The 13,008-nt window shown below is 63.3% G+C and carries 11 protein-coding genes; 5 read left to right on the forward strand and 6 right to left on the reverse strand.

Going from position 1 to position 13,008, the window contains the following annotated elements; all coding sequences use genetic code 11:
* Positions 1–68: 68 nt before the first annotated feature.
* The 3 genes from mltG to gmk all read left to right on the forward strand — a co-directional run bounded on the left by mltG (position 69) and on the right by gmk (position 2,920).
* Positions 69–1,265: an endolytic transglycosylase MltG gene (gene mltG, locus ABLE86_RS08055; RefSeq protein WP_348778397.1), complete on the forward strand. Its 1,197-nt coding sequence runs from the start codon at positions 69–71 to the stop codon at positions 1,263–1,265.
* A gap of 104 nt (positions 1,266–1,369) precedes the next feature.
* Entirely contained in the window at positions 1,370–2,260 is an 891-nt protein-coding gene (locus ABLE86_RS08060) for a YicC/YloC family endoribonuclease (protein ID WP_348778398.1), read from the forward strand.
* Between the two features lie 3 nt (positions 2,261–2,263).
* Positions 2,264–2,920: a guanylate kinase gene (gene gmk / locus ABLE86_RS08065; protein WP_348778399.1), complete on the forward strand. Its 657-nt coding sequence runs from the start codon at positions 2,264–2,266 to the stop codon at positions 2,918–2,920.
* 30 nt (positions 2,921–2,950) lie between these two features.
* Here gmk and rsmA read toward each other — a convergent pair whose 3' ends face one another.
* From rsmA to lptF, 6 genes are all read right to left on the reverse strand, one after another.
* A complete protein-coding gene (gene rsmA / locus ABLE86_RS08070) occupies positions 2,951–3,775 on the reverse strand; it encodes a 16S rRNA (adenine(1518)-N(6)/adenine(1519)-N(6))-dimethyltransferase RsmA (protein WP_348778400.1) in 825 nt (274 codons plus the stop codon).
* A complete protein-coding gene (gene pdxA, locus ABLE86_RS08075; RefSeq protein WP_348778401.1) occupies positions 3,772–4,797 on the reverse strand; it encodes a 4-hydroxythreonine-4-phosphate dehydrogenase PdxA in 1,026 nt (341 codons plus the stop codon). Before pdxA ends, rsmA begins: the two co-directional genes overlap by 4 nt.
* Before the next feature lie 6 nt (positions 4,798–4,803).
* Complete coding sequence (locus ABLE86_RS08080) at positions 4,804–5,742, reverse strand: peptidylprolyl isomerase (RefSeq protein WP_348778402.1); 939 nt, start codon at positions 5,740–5,742, stop codon at positions 4,804–4,806.
* A gap of 100 nt (positions 5,743–5,842) precedes the next feature.
* Positions 5,843–8,251: an LPS-assembly protein LptD gene (locus ABLE86_RS08085; protein ID WP_348778403.1), complete on the reverse strand. Its 2,409-nt coding sequence runs from the start codon at positions 8,249–8,251 to the stop codon at positions 5,843–5,845.
* Positions 8,244–9,332, reverse strand: coding sequence for an LPS export ABC transporter permease LptG (lptG, locus tag ABLE86_RS08090; RefSeq protein ID WP_348778602.1), 1,089 nt, complete (start codon positions 9,330–9,332; stop codon positions 8,244–8,246). The genes ABLE86_RS08085 and lptG overlap by 8 nt, the downstream gene beginning before the upstream one ends.
* On the reverse strand, positions 9,329–10,531 hold the full coding sequence (gene lptF, locus ABLE86_RS08095; RefSeq protein WP_348778404.1) for an LPS export ABC transporter permease LptF: 1,203 nt from the start codon (positions 10,529–10,531) through the stop codon (positions 9,329–9,331). Before lptF ends, lptG begins: the two co-directional genes overlap by 4 nt.
* A gap of 368 nt (positions 10,532–10,899) precedes the next feature.
* On the opposite strand from lptF, the gene ABLE86_RS08100 reads away from it, so the two are divergent.
* Both ABLE86_RS08100 and ABLE86_RS08105 read left to right on the forward strand, forming a co-directional pair.
* Positions 10,900–12,396, forward strand: coding sequence for a leucyl aminopeptidase (locus ABLE86_RS08100; RefSeq protein WP_348778405.1), 1,497 nt, complete (start codon positions 10,900–10,902; stop codon positions 12,394–12,396).
* A gap of 76 nt (positions 12,397–12,472) precedes the next feature.
* Positions 12,473–12,922, forward strand: a complete 450-nt coding sequence (locus ABLE86_RS08105; RefSeq protein ID WP_348778406.1) for a DNA polymerase III subunit chi — start codon at positions 12,473–12,475, stop codon at positions 12,920–12,922.
* Positions 12,923–13,008: the final 86 nt, after the last annotated feature.

The following is a 13,008-nucleotide window of genomic DNA, read 5'->3' on the forward strand; positions in this document are numbered from 1 at the left end:
GGTCAGGTTTCCCCTGACCCCGGTGTTTTCGTGGGGATTTTTACGCAAAGAGCAGATATAGAGGCGCCATGAGTACGACACCTCCCGATGCCGAATTTGGCCGCCCCTCCGAGCCGTCGAAACCAATCATCCCCAAGAGCGCCAGCGAGGCGCTGCGGCCCGAAGCCGGCACGCCGCCACCGCCGCGCAGGCGCTCCCGCGCATCGCGCAACCAGTTCATCGTATTCCTGAATTTCGTGGTCTCCAGCGTGGTGCTGGTGGTTCTTGCCGCCAGCGCGGCGGTGTATTTCGGCAAGCTCGAGTTTGACGGACCCGGCCCTACGACCGTCGCCCAGACTATTCTGGTGAAGCCGAACACGGGCGTGCAGGAGATCGCCGACCAGCTTGAACGGCGCGGCCTCATCCGCGACGCGCGCATCTTCCGCCTGGGCGTGCGCGCCTATGGCAACGATGCCGCACTGAAGGCCGGCGAATATGAAATCAAGGCCGGCGCTTCGATGCGCGACGTGATGGAACTGCTGAAGAGCGGCAAGTCGGTGATGTATTCGCTGACCATCCCCGAGGGGCTGACGGTAGAGCAGGCGTTTCAGCGCATTGCCGAGCACGATGTGCTGGTCGGCGACATGCCGACGGAACTGCCTCCGGAGGGCAGCCTTGCGGCCGATACGCAGCGCTTCACCCGCGGCGCCACCCGCCAGCAGATCATCGACAAGATGCTTGCCCACCAGAAGCGACTGGTGGAAGAGGTCTGGGAAAGGCGCGTGCCGGGCCTGCCGGTGGCCGACATCAACGAATTCGTGACCCTGGCTTCAATTGTCGAGAAGGAAACCGGCCGTGCGGACGAGCGTCCGCGCGTGGCTTCCGTGTTTATCAACCGGCTGAAGAAGAAGATGCGTCTCCAGTCCGATCCGACCATCCTTTACGGTCTGTTCGGCGGCAAGGGGCGGCCGGCCGACAGGCCGATCTACCAGTCGGATATCGACAAGCCGACGCCCTACAATACCTACCAGATCAACGGCCTTCCTCCCACGCCAATTGCCAATCCGGGCCGCGCAGCGCTGGAAGCGGTGGCCAACCCCTCGCAGACAGACGACCTCTATTTCGTCGCCGACGGCACCGGCGGCCACGTCTTTGCCAAGACGCTGGACGAGCACAATACGAATGTGGCGCGCTGGCGCGCGGTGCAGAAGAAGCAAGCCGAGGAAGCCGCCAAGGCAGCTGCCGAACAGCAAAACGGTGAGCAGCCGGCGAGCCCTGTCCAGTAGGGCAGGGCAGGAAAGATGCGCGGCAGGACGGCGCAGGAATATACGTTTAGGACAGCCGGCCGCAATCGTTGTACCCGGTAACCGGTGAGTAAGAGGACCGCGAGATGAGCTTGCAGAGTATGACCGGCTTTTCGCGGGCCGCGGGCGAGCATGGCGGCGCCACGATCGCCTGGGAGCTGAAGTCGGTGAACGGCAAGAGCTGCGAGGTGCGCTTCCGGCTGCCGCCCGGTTGCGAGCGGCTCGAGCCGCTGGCGCGTCTGGCAGTTCAAAAGCGTTTCAGCCGCGGCAACATCCAGGCCTCGCTGAACGTGACGCGAGGGACCGCGACGCTGGTCCAGCCGGTGGTCAACGAGGCCTTTTTGAAGGACCTGGCCGGTCTGGCCAAGCGGCTGCAGGATCAGTTCGGCATCGCGCCGCCCACTGCCGACGGGCTGCTTGCGCTGCGCGGCGTGCTGGAAATGCCCGAAGCGGTGGAGACGGAGGAGCAACGGGCAAGCTTCGACGCTGCCGCCATTTCCGTTCTTGAGGCGGCGCTCTCCGGCCTGGAGCAGGCGCGCCAGAGCGAGGGCGCCGCGCTCGCGGCCGTGCTTGGTGCGCAGATCGACGCCGTCGAGGCATTGACGTTAGAGGCAGAGGCAGATCCTTCACGCCAGCCAGCGGCCATCCGCGCGCGCCTGGCCGAGCAGGTTGCTCTTCTGATGGATACCGGCGCCCCGCTCGACGAGGCACGCCTGCATCAAGAGGCCGCTTTCCTGGCGACCAAGGCAGACATTCGCGAGGAGATCGATCGTCTGAAGACGCATGTCGCTTCCGCGCGCAGCCTGCTTGCCGCAAGTGGCGCCGTCGGGCGCAAGCTCGATTTCCTGGCGCAAGAATTTAACCGCGAATCAAATACGTTGTGCTCGAAGTCGAACGCCGCCACGGTCACTGCCATCGGGCTGCAGCTGAAGGCCGTCGTCGACCAGTTTCGCGAACAGGTACAGAATCTGGAGTAACATATGAGCGCGGACCTACCTTCGAGCTCCATCCGCCGCCGCGGCCTCATGCTCGTGTTGTCCTCGCCGTCCGGGGCGGGCAAATCGACCATTGCGCGCTCGCTGCTCGAAAGCGATCCGAGCCTCGAACTCTCGGTCAGCGTCACCACGCGTGCGCGGCGCGGCAGCGAGATCGACCGCGTTCACTACCATTTCGTCTCGCATCGCGACTTTGAGCGCCTGCGTGACACCGACGCGCTGCTGGAATGGGCGGAAGTGCACGGCAACTACTACGCCACGCCGCGCGAGCCGGCGGAAGCTGCCATGGCCGCCGGCCGCGACATGCTTTTCGACATCGACTGGCAGGGCGCCGAGCAGCTCAAAGAGAAGATGCCGGCCGACATCGTGTCGATCTTCATCCTGCCGCCGTCGATGAAGGAGTTGAAGACGCGGTTGAAGCGCCGCGCCGAAGACAGCGACGAAGTGATCGAGAAGCGGCTGGAAAACGCCCGTGTTGAGATCGAGCACTGGCGGGACTATGACTACGTGGTCGTCAACGACGACCTCGACCGCGCCTTCAGCGCCGTGAAGGCGATCGTCACTGCAGAACGGCTGCGCCGCAACCGGCGGCCCGGTCTGTTCGACTTCGTGTCGGGCCTGCTTGAGGAAAAAGCCGAGTAGGGGACCTCTCCCTCCACCAGGAGGGAGAACCTATAGTGCGTTCGCGAGCGCCACGAATTCAGCAATATCCAGCGTCTCGGCGCGCCGGGTTCCGTCTATTCCGGTGGCTTCCAGCAGGCGTGCGCCTTCGATGCCCTTCAGGCTCTGGCGCAGCATCTTGCGGCGCTGGCCGAAGGCGGCCTCGGTGATGCGCCCCAGCTTGCGCACATCCGCCGGCAGCGGGTTTTCACGCGGGATCAGCTGAACCACCGAAGATGTAACCTTGGGCGGCGGCGTAAAGGCCTGGGGCGGCACGTCGAAGACGATCTTCGCCAGCGTGCGCCAGCCCGCTAGCACGCCGAGTCGGCCATAGGCCTCGGTGCCGGGCTTGGCGACGATGCGCTGCGCCACTTCGCGCTGGAACATCAGCGTCATCGATTCGTAGAAAGGCGGCCATTCTGCCACCGTCAGCCACCGGACGAGCAATTCCGTGCCGATGTTGTAAGGCAGATTGGCCACGATCTTGACCGGTCCGGAAGGCACCAGTGCGGCGAAGTCGGTTTTGAGGGCGTCACCCGGAATGACCTCGAGTCGACCGGGATAGTGAGCGGAAACCTCCGCCAGCGCTTCCAGGCAGCGCTCGTCGCGCTCGATGGCAACCACGCGGGTGGCACCATTCATCAGCAGCGCGCGGGTAAGCCCGCCGGGGCCGGGGCCCACCTCGATGACTGTGCATGCGCTGAGGTCGCCGGCGGCGCGGGCAATCTTGCCAGTGAGATTGAGGTCGAGCAGGAAATTCTGGCCCAGCGACTTCTTCGCCTGAAGTCCGTGGCGCTCGATAACTTCGCGTAGTGGCGGAAGGCCGTCGAGGCTCATTTGGCGTGGCTTTCCGTGTCGGCGAGGTGGCGCGCCAGCTTGAGCGCTGCGATCAGGCTGTCGGGCCGCGCGATGCCCTTGCCGGCGATGTTGAAGGCGGTGCCGTGGTCGGGCGAGGTGCGGATGAAGGGAAGCCCTAGCGTGACGTTTACCGTCTCGTCGAAGGCGAGCGCCTTGGCCGGGATGAGCGCCTGGTCGTGATACATGCAGATGGCGGCGTCGTAGGTGGCGCGGGCGCGCGGATGGAACATGGTGTCGGCGGGGTGGGGGCCCACTGCCTCGATGCCCGCATGGCGCAACACCTCGACCGCAGGCCTCACGATTGCCTCATCCTCGCTGCCCATGGCGCCGCCTTCGCCTGCATGCGGGTTGAGTCCTGCAATACACAGGCGCGGCTTCTGGATGCCGAAGCGCGTGTGCAACTCGCGCGCGGTTATGGTCGCGACGTTGACGATGCCGCCGACGGTGAGCGCTTCCGGAACGTCGGAAAGCGGAATGTGGATGGTCACTGGCACCGCGCGCAGGTCGGGCCCGGCAAGCATCATCACGGGCGTTACTTCGCGGCCTGTCTTCAAGCTCGCCAGATGGGCGAGATATTCCGTGTGGCCAGGGAAGCGGAAGCCGGCGTCGTAGAGCGGCTTCTTGGCAATGGGGCAGGTGACGACAGCAGCTGCGGCGCCCGAAAAGACATCCGCCACCGCGCGGTCAATCGCTTCCACGGTGCCGGCCGCATTGGCCGGGTCCGGCTTTCCGATGCTGTCCACAAAGCGTGCCGCGAGCGGCACCACAGGCAGTCTATGGTGGAAAACCTCAGTCGCTTTGTCGGGCGTGGTCTCGCTGATCGGGACATCGATGCCGAGCTGGCGCGCTCTGGCAGCCAGCAGCGACGGGTCGGTCAGCAGATAGAATGGCGGCACGTTTGCCGTCGAACGTGCGAGCCAGGCGGCGATGGCGATCTCGGGGCCGATGCCGGAAGGATCGCCTCCCGTCAGCGCCAGCGCGGAGTGGACATGAGGGCGCACAACAGCTCAGCGTTCGACGATGCGGGCTCTCTCCCGCAATTCGGCGATGTACTTCTTGTTGAGCTGTTCGGCCTGGTCGTCCTTGGTTCCTTCCGCCTGGAAAACCATCTTGGCGACCTGGTCGTCCGACACTTCGCGGGAACTGCACACACCGATGAACTCGACGCCTCGCTCGGTCTCGCGAACCGTGGTGGCGCCGCCGGCCTTGGTCTTCTTGATCTGGTCGGCCCATTCCGGCGGCAGTTCGGGCGCCAGCAGGCGGCCGAGGTCGCGCACGGTGACGTCGAGCAGGCCCTTGGCGAATTCACGGGTGGTGTTGCAGCCGTTGAAGCGCGCGCGCATCGACTCGGCTTCGCGCTTGCGGGCACCCATCTTGCCGCGTTCCTTCTGGGGAACGACAAAGATCACCTGCTGCAGCATGTATTCGGTGGCTGTCGGCTTGCTGCCGCCCTGCTCGAGCATGCGCCGAACAACGTCCTGTTCGCTCATGCTGCCGCCCTGCGCGCGGTAGCGAGCCTGGAGCGCCTGGTTCCAGGCCATCTGCGCGCCGATGAACTGCTTGAAATGCTCAGGCGTGACACCGGACTGCTGCATGATCTCGCCGAGCTGCTTCGGCGTCATCTTGTTGGAACCGGCGAAACGCTTGAAGGCGTCTTCGATCTGCTGGTCCGAAATTTTGATGCCCAGTCGCCGGGTTTCGGCCATGCGCAGCGACTGTTCGATCATCTCGTCGGCTGCGAGCTTGTTCAGGTTGCCGTTGCGATTCTGCAGCCTGAGGAAGGCGGCGCGGCGCTGAATGTCGTAGCTGGTGATCGGCGCGTTGTTGACGAGATATTTGATCTCGCTGGCTGCGGCTGGCTGCCCGGTCGTCATCACGGATGCCGACGCCACGGCCACCAGCACCGCAAAACTCGTCGAAAGGAGGTATTTTCTGATCAAAGCCATACCGTTCGATTCCTGACGTCGATTTTCCTGCTGAACAGACATGGTTTTGGTTGCAGACCCTATACGGCGAAAGGATGACCGAATTCTGCCACGGCGCCCGTCACTGTGAGAAGAGCTGGGTCGAGTTCGTGCCGAAATCCCCGAGCGTGCGGAACGAGACGTTGAATCCGAAGGTCCTCTCGTTCCGCTCCTCCTTGAGCGTGTCGCGCTTGGTCGTCATCGTCACGGTGTAGGAGAAGCACTCATCGTCATAGGCGAAGCCTACAGAATCCCGCGTAACCACGCCGGACTGGAAATCATAGGTGCCCGAACCGAAGGCGCGCCAGTTCTCGTGGAAGCGGGAAGACGCGCCCAGCGTTATCTCCTTGCGATCAAATCGGAAGCCGTAGAGCGGCTGGGCCTGGATGAAGGAATATTGCGCCGTGACCGAGAGCGGACTGGAGTTGAAGCCGGCCTTCAGCTCAGCGCGCCTGACCTCCAGCGTGTGCTCATCCAGCCGCGCGCTGGCGGAAGCCGAGAAGCCCAGCGGGGTACCAAAGCCGACGAGGCCGACAAAATCCGATGTATCGGTTTCCAGGCCGGAAAATGCGCCGGCATTGACCAGATCGGGCGAGGCGAAGGAATTTCTTCCCGCCAGGTGGTAAGACTGTCCGAACAGCGCGTTCGACGTCCACCCGTTCTCGAAGGAACCGGAATAGCGCAGGCCGACATTGGCGCGCGTGCCGCCCTCGATGCGGTCGTAGCCGGAGAACTTGTCGCGGTCGAACAGCGTGGTGGCATCGAAGACGAAGCTTTGCGCATCTTCGTTGGGAATGCCCAGCCGCGCGGCATAGGGTTCGTTCGGGCGGGCAAACACTTGCGCCATCGGCTCGAGAACATGCGAGCCGCTGGTGAAGGAGAACAGAACGGGCCAGCGCAGTTCCAGCCCGGCGGTTGCCATCGCGCGATAGTAGGCCGAGCGCACATCGGTCGCGACCGGGGTCGGCAAATGCGCCGCCATTTCGTTGATCGCCTCGATCGAGGCGCGCGTCTGGCTGACGGAGGTCGTGTCGGCCTGGAACGCCAGCAGCGGCGTGACCATCAGGCCGCCTTCGGTGATGAAGGAGCGCTTCCACTCCGCTTCCGTAGTCAGCCGGGTCGAGATGCCGTCGATGCCGCGGACAGCCGGCACTTCCGGCCTGTAGTCGAGATGCGAACGGCTTACCGAGCGCAGGTTCACGCCGAGATCCAGTTCGCCCCCGAAAACGGGCTCGTCGGGAATGAAGGCGTAGTCCAGCAGCGGAAGAACCCAGGGTTCCTTGTCGCGGCGTTCGTCGCTCAGATTGTCATCCTGAACCTGGAAGCGCATCGCGCGCAGGTCGAAGAAATTCCGGTCGTGCAGGCCGGTCAGATAAATCTGCGACTGGTAGATGTAGTTGCTGTAGCCGTCGATCTGGTAGGTGTAGGCGAAGTTCTGGTCGGTCTGCGCCAGGATGTCCCAGCCGAGCACCCAGCGCGGATTGAGGTCGAACCTGCCCTTGCTGCCGACCATGCCGCGGAAGTGGTTGGGGTCGTCTTTGGGGCCGGAATTGATGCCGTGACGGTCGTTCGGCTGAATAAATGCTCCCGGGTCGTTCTGGCGGATGCCCGCGATCTTGAGGCTGTATTCGCCCGAGTTGAAGCGCTGGCGCCATTCGGCCTCGCCGAGAAAGCCCTGCTTGGTGAGACCAGTGCCGGTAACCGTCAGGTCATAGGTAGGCGACAGGGCGAAGTAGTAGGGCACCGCAACGCCGAAGCCGAGCTCGGACTTGGTCTTCAGGCTGGGCAGAAGAAACCCGCTCTTGCGCTTGACCGTCGGGTCGGCGATCTCGAAGCTTGGCAGATAGGCGATGGGGAAGCCGAAGAACTCGAAGCGCGACTGCTCGAAGCGGACCGTCTTGGCCTTGCCGTTCCAGATGATCTTCTGCGCCTTGATGCGCCAGATGGGCGCCTTGTCCGGCTGTTCCTCGCAAGGCGCGCAGGCGGTGTAGACACCGTTGTTGAACGTCGTCAGAACGCCGCCCCTGCGGTCGGCGCTTTCCGCCGCAAAATAAGTCTTGTCTGCGGTCTCGACGCGCAGGGCGTTCACGAAGCCGTTGGCAAAATCGTCGGTGACGTCGATTTCGTCGGAAAAGATCTTGGTGCCGTTGCTGTCGACAATCTCGACGTTTCCGCTGGCGATCAGGCGCGAGGTCTTGCGGTCATAGGCCACGCGCTGCGCGACGAGGCGGTTGCCGCCGTAGTCGATTCGCACTCCGCCGACCGCGGTGACGGTGTTTGCGTCGTGGTCGTAGACCAGCGTGTCCGCCTCCAGCAGCATCTGCGAGCCGGCCGGGACCTTGGGCGCAAGGGCGCCGATCTCCTGGGCGTGAACCGGGGCGAGGGGCAACGCGCAGGCAAAAAGGCAGGCAAGCGCCGTCGCGCCGTAAAGGCGTGCCAAGCGTGTTGTCTTTCGCGCTGGTGTCACCGCGCCCCCCACAAACTTAACCATCCTCCCTGTACAACAGGAAAGTCACCCCAAAAAAGGTCGCGACAACGACCGGAAACCAAGCTGCCACGAATGGCGGAACGAATCCCGCGTTTCCGAACGCCTTGACCAATACCGAAACCACATAAAGCAGAAACCCTGCGACGACGCCACCCAGAATCATCGTGGTGGACTGCCCCATCCTCGCAAATCGCATGGAGACTGTTGCAGCAATGAGCGTCATGGCGACAAGAAGTAGCGGAAGCGCGATGAGGGAATGGAGATGCATGGCGAACGCATTTGCCCGCAGGCCGAACGAACGCGCAGCCTCGATCTTGCTCGGGAGCTGGTAAATCGGAATGGTTTCGGGCTGCGCGAGGCGCTCCTGCACGAACTCGGGCTTCAGGTTCGTTGCCACGCGGTCGGTCGGGATCGATTCTCCTCTCGCGCCGTCGCGAAAGCGCTTGACGTCCTTGAGTTCCCAATAGCCGTCGCGAAGATAAGCCCGCTTGGCGTCCTTGCGCTCGACGATATCGCCGTCGCGGTCGATTTCGAAGAAGACCGCGTCCGACAATTCCAGGCCCTGGTTGAGGATGGCGCGCGCGCCGATGATCGTGTCGATGTCGCCCGACTTCTGGTGAATCCAGGGCGCTTTGAAAGCGGAAACTTCATTGGAGGCGCCGGAGCGGATTGTCGTCTCCAGGTACTCGGCGCGGGCAAGCCCATGCGCGGCCAGCGGGTTGAGAGCTCCGACCGTCAGGATGCCGAACAGCAGCGCGCCTGCGCAGGACGGCAGCAGGAATTGCCAGGCGGATATGCCCGCGGCGCGCGCGATAACCAGCTCATATTTGCGATTGAGCGAGACCAGGGTTGCCATCGCGGCGAACAGCGCAATGAACGGCACGGTCTGCTGCACGATCATCGGAACGCGCAGCATCGACACGGCAAGTGCCGTTTGAAAGGTGAAGTTGGGCAGCCCGGAAGTCCGGCTGGAAAACTCCGTGAAATCGATCAGGAAGATCAGCGCGTAGATGCCGACGAAGAACCACGCCGTGATGGCGGCGTAGCGGCGGAAGAAATAGAGCCCGAGGGTCCAGCCCATTATGCCTGCCCTCCCTTCATTCCCGCACCGCGCTTCAGCCGGAGCCACAGGGCCGAAACCCGTTCAGCTGTTTGCCCGGCGATCTCCGAGAGCGCGTCGGCCCAGGCGACCGGCAATTCCATGGTCCTGTTGCTTCGGATGAAGGCGATCGCCACCATGGAGGCGGCGAAAGGCACGAAGTAGACGAGCGGACTGAACAAAGGGCTCGTCTGCGCCTGGTTGCTCACGAAAAAGCCCAGCCACCGGACGAACAGCGCTATCGCTATGGCGGTGATCAGCGGGTTGATGCGTCCTTCGCGGTGCGATCGCGCATCGCCGGCCACGGCCAGCGCAATCAGGGCGAACACCAGGGGATAGATCCACTCCGTCAGGCGCCGATGCAATTCGGCGCGGTAGGTTTGGGGCTTGTTCTGGAACAGCTTGTCGTTCGGATCGGGGTTGTACAGGTAGGCGAGGGTGCGGTCTTTCGGGTACATCGTGATGGCGCCCGCAGCAGCCGAAAACGCCGAAAGGTCGAAGGCATAGGAACTGAAGCGGATCACCGACAGGTTCCCGTCCGGAGACTTCCTGTGCACCACGCCGTCCGTCATGACGAGCATGCTCTTATCATCATCCTGCACGACGGCGCCGTTCTTGGCGTAATAGACGAGGTCCATGCCTTCCTGGCGCGAGTCGGCAACGAAGATTCCGCCGAGCCTGCCGTCGGGCCGCCGTTCGGCGACTTGCACGAACAGCCCGTCGTCCACCTTGCGAAAGGTTCCTTCCTGGATCACCAGCGACAAAAGGTCGGCATGGGCGGTGGCGACGAGCTGGCGACCCCGTTCCCGCGCATAGGGATCGATGCCGTTGTCGACGGCAAAGGAAAACACGCTGGCCAGAAGCGCCAGGATGACGACCGGACGCGCAATGATATGGCGCGAGCCGCCGGCTGCGCTGACGACCACCAGCTCGGAATCGCTGTTCATGACGCTAAGCGTCTGCGCTACCGCGATGATCAGCGCGAAAGGCACGACGATGGGGATGATCGACGGCAGGATCAGCGTGGCGAGCTCGAAGAACGTGAGGGCTGATTGGCCGCTGTCGGTGACCAGATTGATGCGGGCAAGGACCTGTGTTGTCCAGACGATTGCCATCGTCCAGAGCAGCGCACCCATGAACATCATGAAAGTTCGGCGGAATATGTAGCGTTCAACGACCTTCATATGCCGCGAAGTTCCGTTGTTGTGGTCGCTGTGACTACTGACCTGTCCCACTGGCTGGTCGGACCGGGCGTTCGCGCTGACACTCGGGAGCGGTCGCGGCTCGGCCTCAGTTTCTGGTCTGCACTTCGGCGCATACAGGGAGTCTCGTCAGGATTGGCTAAGAAACCGGCAAAAAAGCTGGTTAATCAAGTGTTGATGTCGATTCGCGGCTGCTTTAGCAGCTATGGCCGCGATGTACGATGGGCTAGATCAACAGCCACAATGCAGCAAAAAGCTGGCGAAGCCCGCTCTTGCCTTGCCAAATGACGCAAAACCGCGAAATGTCGGTCCAAACCCGTCCATAAACACTTCTCGATGAAAGCGCTGCCATGACGTCGATGCCCAACATCAGCTTTGCCAAATTCGCCTCGCCGAAGAAGGGTACGGCGATCGTTTTCGCCGGCGAAGGTGCGTCACTGGGCGAGGCCGCGGCAGCCTGCGACCCGGGCAAGGCCTTCGTTCGCGCCTTTCCCGTAGCCGAGTTTTCTGGAAAGTCGGGCTCCACGGTGGAAGTTCTGGCGCCCGAAGGCTCTTCGCTCGAGCGTCTGGTTGCGGTCGGCGCCGGCAAGGTCGCGGAACTCGATGACTATGCCTGGCTGAAGCTGGGCGGCACGATTGCTGCGCAGTTTCGCAAGGCATCGGAAGTGACGGTCGTGGCCGATCTGCCGGGTTCCGAGGTGAGCGCTGCCCAGGCGGCAAGCCTGGCTGCCGGCATGCTGCTGCGCAGCTACAGCTTCGAGAAATACAAGACCCGGAAGGATGACGGCAACGGCAAGGAAACGCCCGCCAAGCCGGTCAAGGTCACCATTCAGTGCGCTGACCCCGCCGCTGCCAAGAAGGCTTTCGCCGACGCTCAGGCGGTGGCTGAAGGCGTGGTGCTGGCGCGCGATCTGGTCAACGAACCGGCCAATGTGCTGGGGCCAGTCGAATTCGCTGGCCACGCCAAGGAACTGGAGAAGCTCGGCGTCAAGGTCGAGGTGCTCACCGAAAAGGAAATGAAAAAGCTGGGCATGGGCGCGCTCCTGGGCGTGGCTCAGGGCTCCGCGCGCCCGCCGCGGCTGGTCGTCATGCAGTGGAACGGCGGCAAGTCCAAGGACAAGCCCGTGGCCTTCGTGGGCAAGGGGGTGGTGTTCGATTCCGGCGGCGTGTCGATCAAGCCGGCCTCCGGCATGGAGGACATGAAGGGCGACATGGGCGGTGCGGCCGCGGTTACCGGCCTCATGCATGCGCTGGCGGCGCGCAAGGCCAAGGTCAATGCGGTGGGCATCATCGGCTGCGTGGAAAACATGGTCGACGGCAACGCCCAGCGGCCGGGCGACATCGTCACCTCCATGTCCGGCCAGACCATCGAGGTTTTGAACACCGACGCCGAGGGGCGCCTCGTGCTTGCCGACGCGCTCTGGTACTGCAACGACCGCTTCCAGCCGAAATTCATGGTCGACCTGGCCACGCTGACGGGCGCCGTCATCGTTGCACTAGGGCACGGCCACGCCGGCCTGTTCTCCAACAATGACGAATTGGCCGAGAGGCTGGCAGCGGCCGGTGCGACGACCCAGGAGAAGCTGTGGCGGCTGCCCCTGGGCAAGGATTACGACAAGCTCATCGATTCCAAGAACGCCGACATGAAGAATATTGGCGGCCGTCATGGCGGGTCGATCACGGCCGCCCAGTTCCTGCAGCGTTTCGTCAAGGATACGCCCTGGGCGCATCTGGATATCGCCGGCACCGCCATGGGTTCGCCCACCAACGAGATCAACCAGTCCTGGGGCTCGGGCTTCGGCGTGCGGCTGCTCGACCAGCTGGTGCGCGACAATTACGAAGGATGATCAGGCTGCCGCGCCGGCAGAAGGTGCGGCGCGGCGGCTTGTTTCCAACGCTCGCCATATCGCATAAGCGTAGGCCATGGCCGAGGTTCTTTTTTACCATCTCACCGAATCCACCCTTGAGGAGGCCTTGCCGGGCCTTCTCGAAAAGAGCGTGGAGCGCGGCTGGCGGGCGGTGGTGCAGACCGGAACGGAAGAGCGCCGTGACGCACTGGACGTCCATTTGTGGACCTTCCGGGACGATGCCTTCATCGCGCATGCGACCGACCGCGAGCCCTTTCCTGATGAGCAGGCGGTGCTGCTGACCACCAGCCACGACAATATGAACGGGGCGCAGATCCGATTTCTGGTCGATGGGGCCGAGCCGCCGGATCTAAGCGTCTATGCGCGCGCTGTGTTCATATTCGACGGTCATGACGCCATGCAACTCGAGGCCGCGCGCGGGCACTGGAAGTTGATGAAAACGCATGGTCACTCCGTGACTTACTGGCAGCAGACGCCCGAGAGGCGCTGGGAACGAAAAGCCTGAGGTCTCCTCGGCGGTCGGAACCGGCAGCGACCGCCCGCGTTTAAGCCGTTGATACGGCAGCAGGTTCGATGCCTTCCCGCCGGCAC

Source organism: Mesorhizobium sp. KR2-14 (assembly GCF_040049255.1).
Lineage (GTDB): Bacteria > Pseudomonadota > Alphaproteobacteria > Rhizobiales > Rhizobiaceae > Pseudaminobacter.